The organism is Mesorhizobium sp. M8A.F.Ca.ET.208.01.1.1 (assembly GCF_004791315.1).
Lineage (GTDB): Bacteria > Pseudomonadota > Alphaproteobacteria > Rhizobiales > Rhizobiaceae > Mesorhizobium.
Map to the genome: position 1 here is coordinate 1,090,048 of NZ_SRUT01000001.1, position 20,993 is coordinate 1,111,040.

Below are 20,993 nucleotides of genomic sequence, written 5' to 3' on the forward strand. Positions count from 1 at the left end.
TTCCGCTGTTCACTTCTTCGGCTGGAATATCAGCAGCGTGCCAATGCGCTCGTAGCCCATGCCAGGATACAGCAGCGCCCCTGTGTGGGTTGCCGTCAGCACCGAGCACCTCGATCCATGGGCACGATCATCGCCCAGCATTTTCGACAGCAGAGCCTGACCAATCCCGCGACGTCGGTGTGAAGGGTCGACATACATGTCCGCGCACCACGTGGCTCCCGTGGCACCCACGCTGCGCACGCGGCCAACGATATCGTCGCCATCGACCGCCACATATTGGCGGAACGGCGCGCCGTCGCCGAGCAGATCGTCGGCGATCGGACGCCTGCGCATGATCTTTCCCAATTGCGCCGCGCGTTCGACTGTCTGCACGCGTTCGATCGAGACTATGGCCGGCGGGCTGGGAATCTGGCGCAATCGCTGGATGAAAAAGCCTTCGTCCGAAGCAGCCGGTAGCCGAGAGCCTTGTATGCGGTTCGCGTCGGCTCATCGGGTTCGTCGTTCGCGATCACGACGGAAATGGCGAAACCCGGCCGCGCATGCCGCCGCACGACCGCGTCGGCTTTCGGGACGGCAACGTCGTGGACGACCCATTCCTCGCTGCGGTAATCGCGAGGATTCTTGCGCACGGCATCGCGCATCAGCCACAATGGCCCGACCCGGATGGCCTCGTAGGGAAAGGTGCGGCTCTTGTCGGTGCTGTACCCATGCACGAACACCTCGATCGCGGATTCCAGCTCACGCTTGGCTGTTGTCATCCGCGCAGCGTAGCGTTGGCCATCCACTCAAGGCAACACGGATTGATGGTTCAAGCCTATGAAAATCAGCCGCAATTTCCAACTGCGGGCCTATGCACCAGTTCCATAATCTATCTTATGCGACTTTTGTCGCAACGTGAAAGCGTCTCGAATCCATCTCGCAGCCCTGCCTTACAGACCTGCCTTCCGACGCAGACCGGCCCAAAAACTTCTGAGCGAATTCGCGGATGAGACAGGTGCACGCTCCACGCCGCGGTATTCGATCCTGTCGCGACCGACCGTTTCGTCATTCCAGACCAACTCAAAGGCGATGCCTTTGAGCCCGAGTTCCCCGATCTGACGCACGATGGTGTCTTGCAGATAGATATCGGATACTCGCACGCCATCGGCACGCTCCGGCAATTTGAATATCTCGGCCCCGCCGATAGCCTCCGCCCGAAGGACGAGGTTTTCGATCGTCATGATGCCGCCATCGTCAAAGCGGACGATTCTTGAACGCTCTTCGTCCAGCGCATCGACCACAGTGGTGACGTTGAAGAGCCATATGGGCTCGTCACCACGAAGCGACAGGAATTCGCCATACCGTTCGAGAATCGGCCGTAGCGACTTCAACGCCGTGGCCCTCAGAATGAGCACATGCTCGCCAAGCCAGGGAAAATCCGAATATAACCGGGGTGTTCCGTCTTCTTGCTCGTGCAGGAATTTCATCCGGGGCGAACGCCATCGCTTCTGGCTCCGGCCGCCGAGGGTCGCGAATAGCCGGTAGTCGTCGGTTTGTTCGGGAAGAACCCATTCCTGCCCCTCCACTACACTCGGAACATAGATCTTCACCCGACCTCCCGACCCTCGCACGCTTCCAGGCAGTGAAGCCCCCCTAACGCTGCGCACAGCGGCCTCGCAGCGGATTTTCGAGCACGCCGCCGATACCGACGCGTCGATCGAGACTATACATCCGTTTTGCGGACCGCCCGCACCCAACATATCACTGTAGATGACGCGGCGGTGCCGCGCGATGCTCTGTTCCTGTATCCGGGTCGGATCAGTGCACCTCCGCCGGTCGCAGGATGCGATGGATCTGGATGCGCTCGATGGAATCCGGCATACAAAGCAACTACCTGTCCCAATCCGTTCATCACGCGTCGGCGGGACTGAAGGCCATCAGAATGACCACTCGATCTTCCTTTCTAGGCTTGCCCGATCGCCTCGCCGATGGCACGGTGCCCCGCGCAGTGATCTTCGGTGCTGGTCACGGCAGCACCTATCCCGGCAAAGACAGCAGCGGTCACGCCTTGACCTTGAGATCCTTAATGAGCGTCACGGAATCTCCGTCACTCAGAGGTGTGCCGTTGCTGTCTTTGACCTTCATGGTTTCACTTCCTGCCTTTGTGCATTCAGCCCGTTGAGGAGATCGGCGAGTTCCTCGGCATCGGGTCGGTTCATTCCAACGATGGTCCGACTCCCCATCTCGGCGGGCCGCCCGGTCCGAGCATCATTGACGGCCCAGGTGCCAGTCGGCTCCTGAAAAGGTTCGTAACGATGAGTCATTGGCACAGGATAGTCGCCAAGGCTCTCCCTGCCAAGATCAAATCATTATTTTTTCGCCCTGTATTGATGTTTTATGCATCAATGATACGATAGAGGATATCATTTCTCATACCAAGACGATGATTCCTCGATGATCACGGCTTCCCAGCTTCGCGCCGCTCGCGCCCTTCTCAACATCGACCAGAAAACCCTGGCGGAAATGGCAGGCGTCTCGCTGCCAACGATCCAACGAATGGAGGCCAGCCAAGGGAATGTGCGAGGCGTTGTCGACAGTTTGATGAAAGTGATCAACGCGCTGAACCGCGCCGGCGTTGAACTTCTCAGCGAACATATGCGCAGCGACGATGGTGGTCGTGGCGTGAGGTTCCGGCATCCGGACACGCTATTGGGCAAGCCGAACTAGACCATACAAAGTGGACCTCCGGCGCCCGCGCAATCACCGTCTTTCGTCTCCTTTTCCTTCCAGAAACACCCAATGAGCCTCTCCCTGCACGTCAACTTGTGGTTCCGCTTTTCCACACGGAAAGGCAGGGTTCGCCCATGATCCTCTATCTGCGTCGGCTTGCCGGGAAGGAACGGAGCGACAGGACCGATCGACATCTCGCCCGTTTCCTGACCTTTGTCGCGGGGGCGGCCAATGCTGGAGGATTTCTGGCGGTCCAGCAGTATACGTCCCATATGTCAGGCATCGTTTCGTTGATGGCTGATCACTTGGCACTCGGCAACGTCGAGCTCGCGCTTTCCGGATTCGGAGCCTTGCTGTCGTTTGTCTCTGGCGCGGCCTGTTCAGCGATGCTGATCAATTGGGGGCGACGGCAGCATCTGCAGAGCGAATATGCGTTTCCGCTTGTCCTGGAAGCCATCTTGCTGATCTGTTTCGGCCTTCTCGGCGGCCATCTCGCGCGTCATGAAGCGCTTTTTGTACCAATGACGGTGATGCTGCTTTGCTTCATCATGGGGTTGCAGAACGCCATCATTACAAAGCTATCGGAAGCCAGAATCCGGACGACGCATATCACTGGCCTGGTGACGGACATGGGCATCGAACTCGGCAAGCTGCTTTATTGGAACATCTCAAGAAGTGACTCGGACGAGCTGTTCGTGAAGGCAGATCGAAGAAAGCTGAGACTGCTTGCATCGCTTGTCGCATTGTTCTTTGTCGGCGGTGTCATCGGCGCTGTGGGTTTCAAGCACATTGGCTTTGCAGCGACGCTGTTTCTCGCAGCCATTCTCCTCGTGCTGGCCTCCATGCCAGTCCTGGAAGATATCTCCGTTCGCATGAAGCAACTCTGGCAGTAGCTCAGCGGAGTTTTTGCACCTGCCCGGTCACACCCCAAGGATTACGCTGTCTGTTGCGCTAGCGCCAAGGCCTGAACACCAATTGGCTGAGGTCATTTGCGATCTCGTCGGCTCCGACCGCTGGCGGTATCAACAATATTGGCTGGACGAGGTCCCGCACCTTACCCGCCATGACGAGCGCGTTGCGATCCGGAATACCGCGCGTGTCGAGCAGTCTCACGTTCTCCCATATATTACTGAGTTTGGCAGCAACACGATCCGGCATGATGTCAAGGTCGTGTCGAGCATGAACGTTCCCGATCAGAATACCGGACGAGCTGAGACGCGTCTGCGCCAAGCCGAAGAATGTCTCGGCACACAAGTGGTCTGGAATGCGCCTCCCGGAATATGCGTCCAGAACAATCGCATCGTAGCGATGACGGCCGGCGCGCAGAAAATCCCGCCCGTCGGAGATGCAACAGCGAACTCCATGGGGTAGTCCAAAATATTTCTGGGCGATCTGGAAAGCCTTCGGGTTGATGTCGACGATCGTGACACGCACGCCAACCCTATCCAGCATCGTCCCCCGGCTGCCGCCGCCACAACCGATCATCAAGACATCGGACGCCTGCGCTTGCGCGAGGAGGCCAAAGATCGCGTGGATGTAGGGCACGACGCTGACGCCATTCGGATCGCACTCACTTTGATAGCAGCCACCTTGGCGATAAATGAACGAACCGGAGTCCTTGGCCCGCAGAACCTCGATGTTGCCGAAATCGGTATGATATTTCGCAACCCGGATCATGCCTTGTCACCACAGCTGAGTTCCTAAGTCCGCTGTACCGCCGGTTTCACGAACTTTCTTTCTGTCAGCACTCACCCGGAGCCCAGGGATTCCTCCGTCATCGCAGCAGGCTCCGCTTCCAGCTGCAGGGCAACCCAATCGGCGAGGCTCAGCGCCTCCCAACTCGTATCTCCCAGTTTTCTACAACTTCGAGACAGATGCGTCACGCATCATTATTTGAATGCGCCGCATTTTAATATATGCTGCAGCGCTTAGAGATAATACGTCAAAGCTGATCGAAAAGGGGATGCGACCGTGATAACTGCTCCACAGTTGCGTGCCGCGAGGGCGCTCCTTGGCATCGACCAGCGCAGGCTTGCCGAATTATCAGGCCTTTCGGTGCCGACAATTCAACGTATGGAAGCCAGTGAGTCGATTATCCGAGGCAACGTCGATTCCCTCATGAAGCTGATTGGGGCTCTTGACCTTGCCGGCGTGGAATTGATTGCTGAAGGCGCCTCCAGCCAAATCGGTGGGCGCGGCGTGCGACTGAAAGCAGATTTTGATCCCGCCAAAATTCTGGGCGGGATCGATACGGACGCCAAACTCCCCGTGAGGAGCGTGGCGTGATTTCGAGCGCCGCGGTCCTCCTGTGGGGCGTTGCTGCGCTCTTGGGGACCGCGGTGCTTGCGGTTTCGGAAAGCCGTAGATCTGGCTCGGGAACACGCCTGATCTACGGCTTGACGCTAGGCATATCGGCGGCCGTGCTCCTGGTTCTCGCGAGCCGCATCGCCAATGATCCCGTCACCCCGTCGACTGCCGCGCTGCCTCTTGGGTTGCCATGGATTGGCGCTCATTTCCGCTTGGATGCGCTCTCGACTTTCTTCCTTGCCGTCGTCAATTTCGGCGGCGCCATGGCCAGTCTTTACGGCCTCGGCTACGGCAGGCACGAGTCCGCGCCGCATCGCGTGCTGCCGTTCTTCCCGGCCTTCCTTGCCGCAATGAACCTTGTCGTGATGGCAGACGACGCCTTCACCTTTCTGCTGTCCTGGGAATTCATGTCGCTCGCCTCCTGGGCGCTCGTCATGGCGCACCATCGCGAACAGGACAATGCGCGGGCGGGCTACATCTATCTCGTGATGGCGAGTTTCGGAACGCTCGCACTGCTGCTTGCGTTCGGTCTCCTGTCAGGCCCTGGCGGGAACTACACGTTCGAAGCGATGCGTGCCGCCTCCCCCACCCCGCTCGCCACCGCTTTCGTCCTGGCTCTTATGCTGCTGGGCGCAGGCTCCAAGGCTGGCCTCGTACCGCTGCACGTTTGGCTGCCACTCGCTCACCCGGCCGCGCCGAGCCACGTCTCGGCTCTGATGAGCGGCGTCATGACCAAGGTCGCCGTCTATGGCTTCATACGCGTTATTTTCGACCTCCTCGGCGAGCCGGCATGGTGGTCAGGCGTTGTTGTGCTTTTCCTCGGCGGCCTAACGGCGGTTCTCGGCATCCTCTACGCGCTGATGGAAAAGGACCTGAAGCGGCTGCTTGCCTATAGCACCATTGAAAATGTCGGCGTCATCTTCGTGAGCCTTGGCCTTGCGCTAGCATTCAGGGCGAATGCCATGCCATCGGCCGCGGCGCTGGCGCTCACCGCCGCGCTGTTCCACGTCCTCAACCATTCCTTCTTCAAGAGCCTGCTGTTTTTTGGCGCGGGCGCCGTGCTGACGGCAACCGGTGAGCGTGACATGGAGAAGCTGGGCGGCCTCATCCATCGCATGCCCCTTACAAGTTTTGCCTTTCTCGTCGGCTGCGTCGCGATCTCGGCTCTTCCACCCTTCAACGGGTTCGTCTCCGAATGGCTAGCCTTCCAGGCCATATTGCAGAGCCCCGACCTGCCACAATGGGGACTGAAGGTCATGGTGCCCGCCGTCGGTGGTCTGCTGGCACTCTCGGCGGCGCTGGCCGCGGCCTGCTTCGTGAAGGCGTTCGGGATCACATTCCTCGGCAGGCCGCGCTCGGCCGCGGTGGAACCGGCGCACGAGGTCGACCGCTACTCGCTGACTGCAATGTTCAGCCTCGCGGCCCTGTGTCTGCTTGCCGGCATCGTTCCAGGCCTTGTCATAGACGGCCTATCATCGGTGACTCTCCCGCTGATTGGCAGCCGGATGCCGGTGCAGATGGCGCAGCCCTGGCTGTCGATCGTGCCGATTGCGACAAGCCGCAGTTCCTACAACGGCCTGCTGGTGTTTCTGTTCATTGCGTTTTCAGCATCCGCAGCAGCATATGTCATCCACCGTTTCGCGTCGCATGCAATCCGTCGGGGTCCTGCCTGGGGTTGTGGCTTCGCGGATGTGACCCCAAGCTCGCAATACACGGCCGTCAGCTTCGCACAGCCTATCCGCCGCGTCTTCGGCACGTTCGCTTTCCGTGCGAGGGAAACCGTCGAAATGCCGCCCCCCGGCCAAACCGGTCCGGCTCGCCTGGATGTCGAAATGCATGATGTGATCTGGGAGACGCTGTATTTGCCCATCGGCAAGGCCCTCGACTTTGCGACCGACCACCTGAACCATCTCCAGTTCCTGACGATCAGGCGCTACCTGACCCTCGTCTTTCTCTTTCTCGTTGTCTTGCTCCTGGTGCTCGCACTATGGCCCTGATCCTTGAGTTGGCCGTTCAGGGCGCACAGATGATCCTGGTGCTTTTACTGGCGCCACTCCTGACTGGCTTCGTGCGCAAAGTGAAGGCGAGACTTCTGCGGCGCCAGGGTCCCTCTCTCGTCCAGCCCTATCGCGACCTCCTACGGCTCATGCGCAAGGAGGTCGTCCTGGCGGATAACGCCTCCTGGCTGTTTCGCGTGACGCCCTATCTGATCTTCGCCACGACCTGGGTCGCGGCTGCGCTCATCCCGACATTCGCTACCGGGCTCACCTTCAGTTGGACTGCGGATCTCATAGCCATCGTTGCACTGCTTGGGAGCGCTCGGTTCTTCCTGGCGCTGGCGGGGATGGACGTCGGCACCAGCTTTGGCGGCATAGGTTCGAGCCGCGAGGTCATGATCGCTTCCCTGGCCGAGCCCGCAATGCTTCTGATCGTGTTCAGCCTGGCGCTTGTTGCCGGAGCGACGCAGCTGTCCACGGTCGCCGCCTTCATGGGCTCGCCGCAAGTTGGGCTGCGGGTATCGCTCGGGATGTCCCTCATCGCCCTGGTGATGGTGGCGGTCGCCGAAAACGCCCGCATACCAGTGGACAACCCATCGACCCATCTGGAACTCACCATGGTTCACGAGGCGATGGTGCTGGAATATTCAGGTCGCCATCTGGCGATGATCGAGTTCGCGGCCTTCCTCAAGCTCCTGCTCTATATGTCGCTGATTTGCTGCGTCTTCCTACCTTGGGGACAGGCGACCGCCGAGGCAGGACCGGAATCCCTTGCTCCAGGTGTCGTTGCCTATATCGGCAAGCTTGCCGTCTGCGGCATTCTGCTCGCCGTGTTTGAGACTGCCATCGCCAAGATGCGCGTCTTCCGCGTCCCGGATTTTTTGGGCGCCGCACTCATGCTGGCGCTGCTCGGCACGCTCCTGCTGTTCGTCTCGCGGAGTCTGTGATGAACGGTCTCACCTTCGACATCGCTCATTTGCTCGCCGGCGGCCTGGTGCTGGTCAGCTTCATGATGCTCTATCAGGATCGCCTTTTCGCGCTGATCAACGTCTTTGCGCTGCATGCCGTCGTGCTTGCGCTGTCGGTAGCCTGGCAGGCCTACATTCAGGACGCCCATCATCTCTACGTCACCGCGGCGATCGCTCTCGTTTTCAAGGCGATCGTCATTCCCGTCGGGCTTCATCGCATCATCCAGCGGCTCGGTATCCATCGCGACATCGAGACAGCCGTCGGGATCGGTCCGACGATGCTTGCGGGAATAGGCCTGGTGGCCCTGTCCATGGTGTTGATGCTACGCGTCACGCCCGAAGCTGACCCCCTCGCCCGCGAGGACCTGGCCTTCGCGCTGTCCATCATACTGCTGGGCCTTCTGGTGATGGTCACCCGCCGGAATGCCGTGAGCCAGGTTGTCGGATTCATGTCGCTCGAGAACGGTCTGGTCCTTGCCGCCACGGGGGCAAAGGGCATGCCGCTGGTCGTCGAGATAAGTGTCGCCTTCTCGATCCTGATCGCCTTCATCGTCATCGGGGTTTTCCTGTTCCGTATACGCGAACGGTTCGACTCGGTGGATGTCGGCGCGCTCGACGATTACAGGGGAGAACACCGTTGACCGCGTTATCCCTCGATGCGGTGGCTGCCGTTTTGCTGATACCAGCCAGCGCGGCCGCACTTCTGGCGTCGCTGCCGAACTACCGGATATCGGCGGGCCTCAATGTCGGCGCGAGCTTGCTGACCTTGCTCGCCGCGGTGTCGCTCTTCGTCACGGATCGGCCGCTGCCGGGCCAATACCTGCTCGTCGACGATCTCAATATCGTCTTCATCGTGCTCAACGCATTCGTCGGTTTCACCACGAGCGTCTTCAGCGCCTCCTACATTGCGCACGAGCTCGAGACAGGGCGGCTGACCGTACCAAACTTGCGATTTTATCACGCTATGTACCAGATCATGATGTTCGGCATGAACCTGGCGTTCGTGTCGAACAATATCGGCCTGATGTGGGTGGCGGTGGAGCTTGCCACACTGACCACCGTGCTCATGGTCGGGATCTACCGCACGCACGAAGCGCTGGAAGCCGCCTGGAAATATTTCATTCTGGGAAGCGTCGGCATCGCGCTTGCGCTCTTCGGTACCATCCTCGTCTATATGGCCGCGCAGCCGGTTGTCGGCGAGGGCACGAATGCCATGGTCTGGACGGTGCTCATCGAGCATGCGGCGCACTTCGACCCGGCCTTGCTGAATGTCGCCTTCGTTTTCCTGCTGCTCGGCTACGGTACGAAGGTTGGCCTTGCGCCCTTGCATGCCTGGCTGCCCGATGCGCACGCGGAAGGCCCGACGCCGATTTCCGCAGTGCTGTCAGGCCTGCTGTTGAACGTCGCGCTCTATGCCGTGCTGCGCTTCAAGCTGCTGCTTGCGGCTAGCCCCGAAGCGATCGCGCCTGGGCCATTGATGATCACGATGGGGCTGACGTCGCTTGTTTTCGCGGCCTTCATGCTCTACCGCCGCCGCGACATCAAACGTCTGTTCGCGTACTCTTCGATCGAGCACATGGGCATCATCGTGTTCGCTTTCGGCATGGGTGGCCCGCTCGCCAATTTTGCCGGTCTGCTGCACATGGTCATGCACAGCCTGACCAAGTCCGCGATCTTTTTCACGGTAGGCCACATTGCCCAGGTCAAGGGAACACAGAACATCGCCGAGATCCGGGGGCTGACGGAGACGCATCCGGGGCTCGGCTGGGCGCTCGTCATCGGGGTCGTTGCCATTGCCGGCCTCCCTCCGCTCGGCATCTTCATGAGCGAATTCCTGGTCGTGAGTTCGACATTTGCCAGACACCCCCTCTTGGCGATGCCATTGGTGTTCGGGATTCTGCTCGCTTTCGGAGCCCTGCTGCTTCGACTGACCGGCGTCGCTTTCGGCGAACCGCGCGGCAGCACCGCACCCGCCGAGGCGTCCTACATTCCGATGTATTCCCACTTGGCGCTGGTGTTTGTCGCCGGCATCTATCTGCCGGCATCGCTGGTCACATGGTTCCAGCATGTCGCAAGTATCCTGGGATGAGAAAAAAACCATGCCCGAGCTGATCGATCTCATACTTGATGGCCGACGTGTAAAAAAGCATCTCCCCTGGCCACGCGCCGTGGTGACCCCCCAAATATGGAACTTTGCTGTTGAAAAGCTGGTCGTGAGTCACTGGAGCTTGCTCGGTCTTTGGGGTGAGCCAAGCGTCGTCCACATGGCGCTTCTTGACGAAACGGCCGGGAACATCGGCGTTATCAGCCTGAAATGCCCGGACGGCCGCTACCCATCGGTCGGTCGGCTGCATCCGCCGGCATTGCGTCTCGAACGTGCGGCCGCTGACCTTTTCGGCCTCTTGCCACAAGGCGCGCCTGATACGCGACCGTGGCTTGATCATGGCCACTGGGGTGTCAGCTATCCATTGAATACCCACGTCCGGACGTCTGCTGCAACGGTGTCCCCGTACCCTTTCCTGTCAGCCGAGGGGGAAAGCCTGCATCAGATTCCGGTCGGGCCCGTGCATGCCGGCATCATCGAGCCAGGGCATTTTCGATTCACAGCGAGCGGCGAAACGGTCGTCCGGCTGGAGGAGCGCCTCGGATACACGCACAAGGGCATAGAAGGCTTGATGGCGGGGTCCGATATCGACCGTGCAGCCAAACTGGCGGGCAGGACCTCTGGCGACAGCACCGTGGCGTATTCACTGGCTTTTGCCCGCGCGGTCGAAACGGCGCTGGGTGTCGAGATTCCCTCACGAGCAATCTGGTTGAGAGCGCTCATGGCCGAGTTGGAGCGCCTGGCCAACCATCTGGGCGACATCGGAGCCATTTGCAATGACGCCGCCTTCGCCCTGATGCATGCCCACTGCGGAGTGCTGCGTGAGCGTGTGTTGCGGGCAAGCGATATAGCCTTCGGCCATCGTTTGATGCGCGACCGCATCGTGCCGGGAGGGGTGGCAAGCTTCCTCAGCGATGAGGGGGCGACAGCGGTCAGGTCTCTGATCGCAGAGATCAGGCGGCGGTTTCCCGCACTGGTCGAACTCTACGACAACACGGCGTCGCTCCAGGATCGGACAGTCGCAACTGGCCGGCTGAAGGTGGAGCTTGCTCGCCAATATCGTGCTGGAGGGTATGTCGGGCGGGCCTCCGGCCGGGACTTCGATGCCCGCCGCAATGTCGCCTATCCACCCTATGACAAGCTCGCCTTCGATGTGCCTGTCCTCCAGGAGGGCGATGTGAACGCACGTGTCTGGATTCGTATCCACGAGGTTGAACAGAGCCTATCCCTGGTCGAGCAAATCCTGGCACAACTGCCAGATGGGCCGATCCGTGTCGACTTCGCGCAGACAGGCGGGCCGCATGAAGGCATGGCGCTTGTCGAAGGTTTCCGGGGCGACATTCTGGCCTGGCTGCGCATCGGCAAGGGCGGCTTGGTGGAGCGCTGTCACCTGCGTGATCCGTCGTGGTTTCAATGGCCGCTTCTTGAGGCTGCGATCGAGGGAAACATCGTCGCCGACTTCCCGCTGTGCAACAAATCGTTCAACTGCTCCTATTCCGGCCACGATCTCTGAAGGCACGTCGTCATGCGCAAGCTTCTCTTCGAAAGCCTGATACGCCCCCCTCTCACCGAGCGTCCACCGGTGGCACGCGACTCGGCAGTCGAGGAATTGGCGCGTGCCCTCAACGGGTCCGCTCGCAAAAGGCTGGGGAGAAGCCTGGCCATTCGGGCTGTCGACGCCGGTTCCTGCAACGGTTGCGAACTCGAGATGCATGCGCTCAACAACGCTTTCTACGACATCGAGCGTTTTGGGATCCGGTTCGTCGCATCGCCGCGCCATGCCGATGTGCTGCTCGTCACGGGTCCGGTCACAAAAAACATGCGCGAGGCATTGAAGCGGACATACGACGCAACTCCTAATCCCAAATGGGTGGTCGCGCTCGGAGATTGCGCGAAGAACGGCGGCTGTTTCGCCGGCGGCTATGCCGTGATGCGCGGAGTGTCGGAGGCGCTGCCCGTCGACCTGCATATTCCAGGCTGCCCACCGCCGCCCATCGAAATTCTGAAAGGCCTGCTCGCCTTGCTTGAGGGAGTGAGTTCAAAGGCTGGCGTTGCTCGAAGTTGACTATCGATGTGGAGGGCTCTTCCGCCACAAGGGGAGCAAAAGCCTCCAGGCCTAAAATGGCATCCCGACTAACCAGGTTTCGATGTGAAAACGGAGCCTTGAACGATCGCAGCGTGAAGCAGAAGCAGGGCAAACTGGTCGACGGGCTGCCGCAGATTGCAAGGGAGCAGGCCGAGATCAGGAAGTGATGAGCGCGCTGGACTGCATCAGCCAAGCGGGCAGGAACCATCACCCGACGGGCAGCTAGCTTCCGGTGTTCCTCACGGAACCGATGCCCTCCGCCGTGAACTGTCGGCGAGATAGCCGCGGCAGGCTTGAGTGCAACGCTCAGGCGTCCTAGTGGGCCTTACGAGTTGGCCGATCATCTGAAATGACAGTCCGCAAGGCGCGCATGGTCAGACAGTGTCCATCTGATGGCGCAGCAGCCCCGCAACCTAACGCTGGACCCGTGCAGCATCATGTCAGACAGTGTATATCTAGGTGTTGAACCATTGAGTGTCATGTATTATACATTATCATTGATGGACAAAGGAAGCGACATATTTGCACGGCCGACTCTGCCAGTCGCCCTTTCACGAGGCTTGGTGGGCCGATGCCCTAACTGTGGTCAGGGGAAATTGTATCGCACCTACCTGAAGCAGGTGGAGCGTTGCGCGGTTTGTGGAGAACACTTTGGTGACATAGAATCTGACGATGCGGCGCCTTGGTTCACTATCCTCATTGCGGGCGTCTTTGCAGCCCCCTTGTATTTCTTGTTCCAAGGGCTTCTTCTGTCATACTTCGCCGTCACAATGGTATTGATCTCTCTTATTATTGTAGCGCTGATACTGCTTTTGTTACCCCGCATAAAAGGCGCTTTGATCAGCGCGTTCTGGTTTTCGCGGCTTAAAAACGACGAGCCGGGATGATCCCTTTACTGATCACAATTGCCGTCTTTCCATACGCCGTCGCGTTGGTCGATGACTGTTTCAATGCGGAGCAGCGTAGCCTGGAGACCAAAATGTGATTAGCGCTTCGCAGATTCGCGCAGCCCGGGCATTGCTTGGAATCGACCAGAAAAGCCTAGCTGAGCGTGCCGGCATTTCCCTGTCAGCCATCCAACGAATGGAGGCCGGCGAGAGCGATCTACCCGGCGCGTTTGACATGCAGAAGAACGTCGTAATCGCCCTCAGAGCAGCAGGGATCGAGCTGATTGGCGATCATGAGCGCAGTGGCGGCGGAGGCCGAGGCGTGCGCCTGGCGCATCCTGTCGGTCTGGCAGGCCGGACGCATTGATTGCCCCGACGGCGTCGTAAGGACGGCACCGATCAATCGGCGAGGTCTCGACCTGAGAAGCAGGAAAGATGAACACGTATCATCCAATGGGCCAATGAAGCGACGATACACAGAACATCAGGAGCCAACTGGTAGCTGGTCGGTCGGTTTGTTCGGGAAGAACCCATTCCTGCCCCTCCACTACACTCGGAACATAGATCTTCACCCGACCTCCTGACCCTCGTCCGCTCCAGGCAGTGAAGCCCACTAATGCCGCTCACCTCCTGAGGTCTTCGGCCTCGCAGCGGATTTTCGAACACGCCGCCGATACCGGCGCGTCGATCAAGACAATACATCCGTTTTGCGGACCGCCCGCACCCAACATATCACTGTAGATGACGCGGCGGTGCCGCGCGATGCTCTCCATGTGTGTTCCTATATCCGGATCGGATCAGCGCAGCTTCGAGCAGGATGCGATGGATCTGGATGCGCTCGATGGAATCCGGCATACAAGGCAACACCCTGCTCCAATCCACTCATCATGCGTCGGCGGAACTGAAGGCGATCAGAAATGACCACTCGATCTTCCTTTCTAGGCTTGCCCGATCGCCTCGCCGATGGCACGGCGCCCCGCGCGGTAATCTTCGGAACTGGTCACGGCAGCACCTATCCCGGCAAAGACAGCAGCGGTCATGCCTTGGCCGCCGAGGCCATCCGCTTTGCGAGCCAGGGTGATGCCCCGCTCGTCGAGCACTGGGATTTCGATCTCGGCGGCCCGCTGTTCGACGGCAGGCCGATCTGCTGCGTCGACGCCGGCGACATCCTGACCATCATGCATGACAATGCCGGCAACCGTGCCCGGATCGAGGCGAAGACGCGCCAGATCCTGTCATCGCCGGCCGTGCCCATCCTGCTCGGCGGCGACGATTCCGTGGTCAGTCCCTTCCTCGCCGGCTTCGCGGATCACGGGCCTGTCTGGATCCTGCAGATCGACGCCCATATCGACTGGCGTGACGAAGTGCATGGCGAGCGCTACGGCTACTCCAGCCCGATGCGCCGGGCGAGCGAGATGGCGCATGTCGCCGGCATGGTGCAGGTCGGATTGCGCAGCGTCGGCAGCGCACGCCTCGCGGAAATCGAAGCAGCGCGGCACTATGGCAGCCGTTTCGTCACCGCCCGCGAGGTTCACGCCCTGGGTGTCGAAGACGCCCTGCGCCATATTCCGGAAGGCGCGCGGGTCGTCGTCACCTTCGACTGCGACAGTCTCGACCCAGGCATCATGCCTGGCGTGGCCGCGCGTACGCCGGGCGGCCTCACCTATACGCAGATCATCGACCTCATCGCAGGCCTCGGCAAGCGGGCGAGGATCGCCGGATTCGATCTTGTGGAGCTCTATCCGCCAGCCGACATTGACGGCCTGTCGGCGCTCACCGCCGCGCGCCTTCTCGTCAATGTGATCGGCGCCGTGGTCCGGCAGGTTTGAACCTCGACCTGAGGTCGAATACGGCTCCGGTCCGCGGCTTGCAGGAACCTTACCGAGGCCCCTGCTCCAGCCTGATCCGGTAACTCAGCGAACGCTTCGCGCCCGGCGCGATCAGCATCAGGCCCGGCTTGTCGGTGAACTCGCCATCGAAATCCAGCGGGCTGGCAATGCCGTGCCAAGGCTCGATGCACAGGAACGGTGCGCCGCCGGGTTTGGACCAAATGCCCAGTTCTTGAAATCCCTGCCATGAGACCTCGATCGCCGGACCGCGATCGGCGCTGTAGCGAACGCTGCTGCTGGCCGGCTGGTCCAGGATCACGGCGTCCCCATCAAACAGCCGTTCGGACAGCTCGAGGATATTGCCTTTGACAGGCGTTGGCTGCGGCGTCGCGGTGAGCAGGCCATCCTTCAGCCGGCGGATCGGAGCGCGCTCTGCTTCGGCGAACGTCAGGCGATAGGCATCCTTGGCTACATCGGGCAGAAGCGGCCAGTTGAATGCCGGATGCGCCCCGATCGAGGCCGGCAACGGGTCGTCGCCAGTGTTGGTGACCTCTAATCCTATGTCGAGCTGCCTCTCGCCCAGCGTATAGGTCACGGCCAGGCGAAATGCGAACGGGTAGTGCGTTCGGGTTTCCATGTCATCGGTGAGCACCAGCGTGCAGGACCGGGGCCCCCTCTCCGCCCACGCAAAAGGCTTATCGCGCGCGAAGCCGTGCTGCGTCATCGGATAGGTCTGGCCGCGATGGCGCAGCTGATCGCCCTTCAGCCGGCCGACGATCGGAAACAGCACCGGCGAATGGCGTCGCCAGGCCGGTCCGGCCTGCCACAGGAACTCAAATCCTCGTGCATCCCGCAGCGAAACCAGTTCCGCGCCATCCGCGACGATGGTTGCCGATATGCCGTCACCGTCGAGCGTCAGGCTGTCCTGTCCCATATGTCCTCGCGGTTTGTCTGGTGTGGCCAGCAGGCTAGCAAATGGCCGGGCTCGAACTCAAGGCGGCCGATCCATTTGCATTTATGAACATCCACGGCGCCGCGGGCCAAGCGTCGTCTCGAATGAAAAAGTGGCCGGAGGTTTCCTCCGGCCACGGCAGAATGCCAGGTGTTGCCTGCTACGGTTCGGACTATTCCCGCTCGCCGGTGAAATTCAGCAGCAGCTGGAAGATGTTGATGAAATTCAGATAGAGCGAGAACGCACCGAAGACGGCGAGCTTCTGCCGCGACTCCGCATCGAAATTCTCCGCATACTGCTCCTTGATCGTCTGCGTATCCCAGGCGGTCAGGCCGATGAACACGGCGATGCCGATCACCGAGATGGCGAACTGCAGCGCGGTCGAGCCGAGGAAAATGTTGACGATGCTGGCGATCACCACACCGATCAAGCCCATGATCAGGAAGGACGAGAACTGCGTCAGGTCGCGCCTGGTCGTGTAGCCGTAGAGGCTGGTGGCGCCGAACATGGTGGCGGCGATGAAGAAGGTGCGCGCGATGCTGGTTCCGGTGAAGACCAGGAACACCGAGGCCAGCGACAGGCCCATGACGGCACAGAAGGCCCAGAACATTGCCTGCGCGCTTGCCGCCGACATGGTCTGCATCTTGAACGAGAACAGCAGCACGAAAGCGAGCGGCGCCAGCATCACCACCCATTTCAGCGGGCTGGAAAAGATCGGCACGTAGAGAGCCGGCGTCGACGACACCAGCAAGGCGACAAGGCCCGTAACCACCAGGCCGAGGCCCATGTAATTGTAGACGCGCAGCATGTGCTGGCGCTGGCCCTCGTCGTAGACGGCTCCGGTCCGGGCGCCTGTGCCCACGCGGTATCCAAGATTCGGCGTATTCATTTTCAGGTCTCCTTTGTGGATCGGTCAGTAAAGCGTTCTGGCGAGCGTTTCGGCGGCGCGGTCGAGATCATGAACCTCGCTCTTCGCGACAACCGCGTAGGCGACATCGCCGATCTGGAAGTAAGCCGAGGAGATATCGCCGGAGGGCGCGACGGTCGGTTTGACCACATCGAAAGTGCCCGGCCGGATTGCGAACAGCGACACCAGGCCCATCTCCTTCGTTTCAACAGCAATCTCGACACTCGGGCCGAAGCGCGACGGATAGATCTGCACGTCGCGGACTTTCCAGTCCGTCGGCAGGGATGGCATGACAATGGCGGTGGCGGCGCGGATCTCGCCGGCATTGTAATTGGGCGCCTCGGTCTGCGAGGGCATGTTCTCGCGCAGCAGCGTTGTCCTATGTGCCTGTACCGCCTCGTCGACATAGGCGGGCGGCTGCGGCGAAGCGACGACCTTTGTCACCGATATCGGCCCGATGATGCCGTTGGCCAGCCAGCCGGCGGCAACGAAAGCAGCAACCGCCGCCGCGCGTTGCAGCACGCCGAAGATACGGCCCCGGCCAAGTCCCCTCTCCAGCCGCCGTGCGGCATCGGCCGTTGCTGGCCGCGCCATGCCACCGGAGCCAGCCAACGCCACGCGCAGTTCGTCGCGGGTGCGCAGATCGGACATCACGCGCGCGGCCGCCGCCGGACGCGCGGCCAGGAAAGCCTCGACCTCGATGCGGCGGGTGACGTCGAGCTGGTCGTCGACATAGGCGTCGAGATCGGCGTCCGTAACCGGGTCGACAAGAGCGGTCATGAGCCGCCTCCCACGATCCTGAGATGATTTTTGCCACGGGCGGGCGCCTCTTCCATTTGGCGCAAAGCCGCGCGCGCCCTGCCGATACGCGACATCAGCGTGCCCAGCGGCACGCCGCTGGCATTTGCCGCCTGCTGGTAGGAGAGGCCCTCGATGGCGACCAGATGCAACGCCGAGCGCTGCTCTTCCGGCAGGCTGAAAAAGGCTTCGCGCACCTGCGCCAGGCGCACGGAATGTTCCTGCGGCGCCGGCGTGCTGCCGTCGGCCAGATATCCGGCCTGTTCCAGCCGCGCCGCTTCCGAACGGCGCGAACGCACGCGGTCGATGAAGGTGTTGTGGACGATCGACAGCAGCCATGCCCGCAGGTTTCCTCGCGAGCGGAAGGTGCCGCGCCGCTCATAGGCGCGCACCAGCGCGTCATGCACGAGATCCTCGGCCTCGACGCCGTCGCGCGTCAGCGAGCGCGCATAGCGCCGCAGCGACCCGAGCTGTCCTATGATGTCAAAGCGTGGCATCGACGGTTTCATGCCCTGTTTACGGAGCATGTGGGGACTTTAATCCCGCTGGCGCCATTTTTTCTTCGCTCGAGGATATGTCGGCGGCTGCCCTCACCTCGCTCAGTTGTCGTAGGCGCCCTCTGGTCCAAAGTGTTTTGCCGGTTTGGGAAGCGTTACGCCGCAGGCGCGGAGCATCCACCTGTGGCCATCGCTGCGAAAATCCGTGATGCTCAGCGGCTCGACGTCGATCTTCCAACTGGCGGCAAGCGGCGCGCCGAGAACATGCAGGATCGCGGCGCGGATGACGCTGGCATGCGTTACTGCGATCGTGTGACCACGTTCGGCGATCAATCGATCCATCAATCCAGCCGCCCTTTGGGCAACCTCGGCCAGCGATTCGCCACCATGCGGGGCCGCATTCGGATCCGTGCGCCAGGCGCCGATCTCGTCGGGCTGTCGCGCCTCCACCTCGTCAAAGCTCTTGCCTGCCCATCGTCCGTAGTTCTGGTCCGCCAGCGCCGGATCGACAGATGCATCCAGCGATAGCGCCTGCGCGGTCTGACGGGCGCGAAGCGCCGGCGCCGTCCACACACGGTCGGCGCGACGCAGCGTCCCGCGCATCGCGTTTGCCAATGCCAGCGATCGTGGCTCCAGCGGGTCATCCGAAGGAAACGATCCGTTCCGGGTCGCCGCCGTGGCGCCGGCGCAGATCATGGTCAGGCGGACGAGCATGGAGCATGCTTTCTCTGAAGTGGGTGGAAGCTGTACCAACAGTGCCGCCTTTCATGCCGGCGCACCGAAACCGCTGGTGAAACGTCGCCAATTTGCGTATCACTCCGCCGCGCCAACGGAACCATAATGATGTTCGAAGACCTGCAGCCAGCTCCCGCCGACAAGATTCTTGCGCTGATCGGCCTCTATCGCGCCGATCCACGCCCTGGCAAGGTCGACCTCGGCGTCGGCGTCTACAAGGATCGCGACGGCAAGACGCCGGTCATGCGCGCCGTGCGCGAGGCCGAGAAGCGGTTGCTGCAGGGACAGGATACCAAGACCTATCTCGGCCTTGCGGGCGATACCACTTTCAACACGGTGATGGCCAAGCTCGCCTTCGGTCCGGGTGCCGACCTGTCGCGTATCCGGGCAGCACAGGCGCCTGGCGGCTCCGGCGCGCTGCGGCTGGTGGCGGAACTGCTCAAGCGCACACGGTCGGACGCGACGGTCTGGGTCCCCGACCCGACCTGGCCGAACCATATGCCGGTGATGCGTGCCGCCGGCCTGCAGATCCGCGAATATCCCTATTTCGATGCGGCCTCGGGCGCGGTTCGTTTCGACGATATGCTGGCCGCGCTACGGGGCGCCAACAACGGCGACGTGGTGCTGCTGCATGGCTGCTGCCATAACCCGACCGGCGCCAATCTCGACGCGGCTCAGTGGGAGGCCGTCACGGATCTGGTCGTCGAGCGCGGCCTGCTGCCATTTGTCGACATCGCCTATCAGGGCTTTGGCGACGGCCTCGAGGCGGACGCGCTCGGCTTGCGGCTGTTGGCCGCGAAGGTGCCGGAAATGGTCGTGGCGTCGAGCTGTTCGAAGAATTTCGCCGTCTACCGCGACCGTGTCGGGGCGGCGATGGTGCTGGCCAGGGACGGCGCGCAGGCCGACGTGGCGATGAGCCAGATGCTGTCGGCGGCGCGCGCCATGTATTCGATGCCGCCGGACCATGGCGCGGCCGCGGTGCGCATCGTGCTGGAAGACGCCGCGCTGCGTGCCGACTGGGAAGCCGAGCTCGAAGAGATGCGCCTGCGTATGTTGAGGCTTCGGGTCGCGTTCGCCGAGGCGTTGCGCCGGCAATCCAATTCCGATCGTTTCGACTTCGTTGCCAGCCATCGCGGCATGTTCTCCCGGCTTGGCCTCACGGAAGCGCAGGTCGAACGGCTGCGCGCCGAGCACGCCGTCTACATGGTCGGCGACAGCCGCATCAACGTGGCCGGCCTGCCCGAGGACGGCATGGATGACCTCGCCAAGGCGATCGTTTCCGTGCTGGACTGACGAAACGGGTACGTGCAACTGTGGACAAGGTCCCCTCGCCGGCTGACAGCGTTGGCCGCGCGGCGGTTCGCGCGATAGCATTCGCCGCATGACGCCATCCAAAGACATTTCACGCCTGATCGAGATCATGGCGGCGTTGCGCGCGCCGAAGACCGGCTGTCCGTGGGACATCGAGCAGGATTTCTCGACCATAGCCCCTTATACGATCGAGGAGGCCTATGAGGTGGCGGACGCCATCGCGCGCGGCGATCTCGACGACCTGCGCGACGAACTCGGCGACCTCCTGCTGCAGGTCGTCTACCACGCGCAGATGGCGCAGGAGGCCGGAGAGTTCGCGTTTGGCGACGTGGTCCAGGCCATCACCACCAAGATGATCCGCCGCCATCCGCATGTCTTTGGCGACGAGAAGGCTCGCAGCGCCGGCATGGCCAAGGGCATGTGGGAGAAGATCAAGGCGCAGGAGAAGGCCGAGAAGCGGCAAGCCCGCCTCGCGCGTGGCCTCGACCCCGAGGATAATGGCAAAGGCTTCCTGGACAGTGTTCCAGTCGCCCTGCCCGCCTTGACGCGAGCGCTGAAACTTCAGGAAAAGGCTGCCCGTGTCGGCTTCGACTGGAGCGAGGCCGTTCCCATCCTGGACAAGATCGAGGAAGAGATCGGGGAGTTGCGCGAGGCTCTGGCCAAGGGCGAAACGGCTGACATCAAGGACGAGTTCGGCGACACGCTGTTTGCCGTCGTCAATCTCGGCCGTCACTTGAAGCTCGACTCGGAAGCGGCGCTTGCCGGCACCAACGAGAAATTCCGCTCACGCTTCCACTACGTCGAGCAGGCCGTGGAGAAATCCGGCGGCACGCTGGAGGAAGCGACCCTGGAGGAAATGGAAGCGCTCTGGCAGGAAGCGAAAACCGCGACGTAAGCCTATAGCTC

Annotated in this window: 22 protein-coding genes and 3 pseudogenes; 15 read left to right on the forward strand and 10 right to left on the reverse strand. The window is 61.4% G+C overall.

The genetic code is table 11. The features are described from left to right. Positions 1-9: 9 nt before the first annotated feature. From EN851_RS37000 to EN851_RS05395, 3 genes are all read right to left on the reverse strand, one after another. Complete coding sequence (locus EN851_RS37000; protein ID WP_245520691.1) at positions 10-372, reverse strand: GNAT family N-acetyltransferase; 363 nt, start codon at positions 370-372, stop codon at positions 10-12. Positions 373-386: 14 nt separating this feature from the next. Beyond that, entirely contained in the window at positions 387-785 is a 399-nt protein-coding gene (locus tag EN851_RS37005; RefSeq protein ID WP_245520692.1) for a hypothetical protein, read from the reverse strand. A 144-nt stretch (positions 786-929) separates the two neighbouring features. Then, a complete protein-coding gene (locus EN851_RS05395) occupies positions 930-1,589 on the reverse strand; it encodes a DUF1629 domain-containing protein (protein ID WP_127872390.1) in 660 nt (219 codons plus the stop codon). Positions 1,590-1,921: 332 nt separating this feature from the next. Here EN851_RS05395 and EN851_RS05400 point away from each other — a divergent pair. Then, positions 1,922-2,080, forward strand: a pseudogene (locus EN851_RS05400) (agmatinase); the annotation flags it as partial. Here the strand turns inward: EN851_RS05400 and EN851_RS05405 are convergent. After that, positions 2,047-2,124, reverse strand: a pseudogene (locus EN851_RS05405) (PhnA domain-containing protein); the annotation flags it as partial. The pseudogenes EN851_RS05400 and EN851_RS05405 sit on opposite strands and share 34 nt — an antisense overlap. 309 nt (positions 2,125-2,433) lie before the next feature. On the opposite strand from EN851_RS05405, the gene EN851_RS05410 reads away from it, so the two are divergent. Further along, on the forward strand, positions 2,434-2,706 hold the full coding sequence (locus EN851_RS05410) for a helix-turn-helix transcriptional regulator (RefSeq protein ID WP_127280787.1): 273 nt from the start codon (positions 2,434-2,436) through the stop codon (positions 2,704-2,706). A gap of 137 nt (positions 2,707-2,843) precedes the next feature. Further along, positions 2,844-3,584 (forward strand): annotated as a pseudogene (locus tag EN851_RS05415) (YoaK family protein); the annotation flags it as partial. Positions 3,585-3,660: 76 nt separating this feature from the next. On the opposite strand, the gene EN851_RS05420 reads toward EN851_RS05415, so the two are convergent. Next, positions 3,661-4,386, reverse strand: coding sequence for a fused MFS/spermidine synthase (locus tag EN851_RS05420; RefSeq protein ID WP_135928734.1), 726 nt, complete (start codon positions 4,384-4,386; stop codon positions 3,661-3,663). Between the two features lie 294 nt (positions 4,387-4,680). Between EN851_RS05420 and EN851_RS05425 the strand changes: the two genes are divergently transcribed. The 10 genes from EN851_RS05425 (at position 4,681) to EN851_RS05470 (ending at position 14,887) form a co-directional block, all read left to right on the forward strand. Then, positions 4,681-4,995 carry a helix-turn-helix transcriptional regulator gene (locus EN851_RS05425; protein WP_127872387.1) on the forward strand — a complete coding sequence of 105 codons (315 nt, stop codon included), beginning with the start codon at positions 4,681-4,683 and terminating at the stop codon, positions 4,993-4,995. After that, positions 4,995-7,013, forward strand: a complete 2,019-nt coding sequence (gene hyfB / locus EN851_RS05430; protein ID WP_127872562.1) for a hydrogenase 4 subunit B — start codon at positions 4,995-4,997, stop codon at positions 7,011-7,013. Before EN851_RS05425 ends, hyfB begins: the two co-directional genes overlap by 1 nt. Next, the gene (locus EN851_RS05435) at positions 7,004-7,960 is read left to right on the forward strand and encodes an NADH-quinone oxidoreductase subunit H (RefSeq protein WP_127278786.1); all 957 of its coding nucleotides are present in this window, start codon (positions 7,004-7,006) and stop codon (positions 7,958-7,960) included. The genes hyfB and EN851_RS05435 overlap by 10 nt, the downstream gene beginning before the upstream one ends. Further along, positions 7,960-8,622, forward strand: coding sequence for a hydrogenase-4 component E (locus EN851_RS05440; protein WP_127872386.1), 663 nt, complete (start codon positions 7,960-7,962; stop codon positions 8,620-8,622). The genes EN851_RS05435 and EN851_RS05440 overlap by 1 nt, the downstream gene beginning before the upstream one ends. Further along, positions 8,619-10,070 carry a hydrogenase 4 subunit F gene (locus tag EN851_RS05445; RefSeq protein ID WP_135928735.1) on the forward strand — a complete coding sequence of 484 codons (1,452 nt, stop codon included), beginning with the start codon at positions 8,619-8,621 and terminating at the stop codon, positions 10,068-10,070. The genes EN851_RS05440 and EN851_RS05445 overlap by 4 nt, the downstream gene beginning before the upstream one ends. Before the next feature lie 10 nt (positions 10,071-10,080). Then, positions 10,081-11,598 (forward strand): NADH-quinone oxidoreductase subunit C, encoded by a 1,518-nt coding sequence (locus EN851_RS05450; RefSeq protein ID WP_135929159.1) that lies wholly within the window; start codon positions 10,081-10,083, stop codon positions 11,596-11,598. Between the two features lie 12 nt (positions 11,599-11,610). Beyond that, positions 11,611-12,150 carry an NADH-quinone oxidoreductase subunit B family protein gene (locus EN851_RS05455; RefSeq protein WP_135864840.1) on the forward strand — a complete coding sequence of 180 codons (540 nt, stop codon included), beginning with the start codon at positions 11,611-11,613 and terminating at the stop codon, positions 12,148-12,150. Between the two features lie 617 nt (positions 12,151-12,767). Next, positions 12,768-13,058, forward strand: coding sequence for a DUF983 domain-containing protein (locus tag EN851_RS36180; protein ID WP_135894015.1), 291 nt, complete (start codon positions 12,768-12,770; stop codon positions 13,056-13,058). 94 nt (positions 13,059-13,152) lie between these two features. Beyond that, the gene (locus EN851_RS05465) at positions 13,153-13,425 is read left to right on the forward strand and encodes a helix-turn-helix transcriptional regulator (protein ID WP_095773171.1); all 273 of its coding nucleotides are present in this window, start codon (positions 13,153-13,155) and stop codon (positions 13,423-13,425) included. Positions 13,426-13,975: 550 nt separating this feature from the next. Next, on the forward strand, positions 13,976-14,887 hold the full coding sequence (locus EN851_RS05470) for an agmatinase (protein WP_135928736.1): 912 nt from the start codon (positions 13,976-13,978) through the stop codon (positions 14,885-14,887). 49 nt (positions 14,888-14,936) lie between these two features. Here the strand turns inward: EN851_RS05470 and EN851_RS05475 are convergent, their stop codons facing one another. The 5 genes from EN851_RS05475 to EN851_RS05495 form a co-directional block, all read right to left on the reverse strand. Then, complete coding sequence (locus tag EN851_RS05475) at positions 14,937-15,821, reverse strand: aldose 1-epimerase family protein (RefSeq protein ID WP_135928737.1); 885 nt, start codon at positions 15,819-15,821, stop codon at positions 14,937-14,939. Positions 15,822-16,011: 190 nt separating this feature from the next. Further along, positions 16,012-16,728: a Bax inhibitor-1/YccA family protein gene (locus EN851_RS05480; protein ID WP_135928738.1), complete on the reverse strand. Its 717-nt coding sequence runs from the start codon at positions 16,726-16,728 to the stop codon at positions 16,012-16,014. A gap of 24 nt (positions 16,729-16,752) precedes the next feature. Further along, a complete protein-coding gene (locus EN851_RS05485; protein ID WP_127872379.1) occupies positions 16,753-17,526 on the reverse strand; it encodes an anti-sigma factor in 774 nt (257 codons plus the stop codon). Beyond that, positions 17,523-18,041, reverse strand: coding sequence for a sigma-70 family RNA polymerase sigma factor (locus EN851_RS05490; protein WP_245520693.1), 519 nt, complete (start codon positions 18,039-18,041; stop codon positions 17,523-17,525). Before EN851_RS05490 ends, EN851_RS05485 begins: the two co-directional genes overlap by 4 nt. Before the next feature lie 102 nt (positions 18,042-18,143). Continuing rightward, positions 18,144-18,755, reverse strand: coding sequence for a histidine phosphatase family protein (locus EN851_RS05495; protein ID WP_135928740.1), 612 nt, complete (start codon positions 18,753-18,755; stop codon positions 18,144-18,146). 129 nt (positions 18,756-18,884) lie between these two features. Here EN851_RS05495 and EN851_RS05500 point away from each other — a divergent pair, with 129 nt between their 5' ends. Both EN851_RS05500 and mazG read left to right on the forward strand, forming a co-directional pair. Next, positions 18,885-20,069: an amino acid aminotransferase gene (locus EN851_RS05500; RefSeq protein ID WP_135929160.1), complete on the forward strand. Its 1,185-nt coding sequence runs from the start codon at positions 18,885-18,887 to the stop codon at positions 20,067-20,069. Between the two features lie 88 nt (positions 20,070-20,157). Continuing rightward, positions 20,158-20,982: a nucleoside triphosphate pyrophosphohydrolase gene (gene mazG / locus EN851_RS05505; protein WP_127872376.1), complete on the forward strand. Its 825-nt coding sequence runs from the start codon at positions 20,158-20,160 to the stop codon at positions 20,980-20,982. The last annotated feature ends 11 nt before the right edge of the window (positions 20,983-20,993 follow it).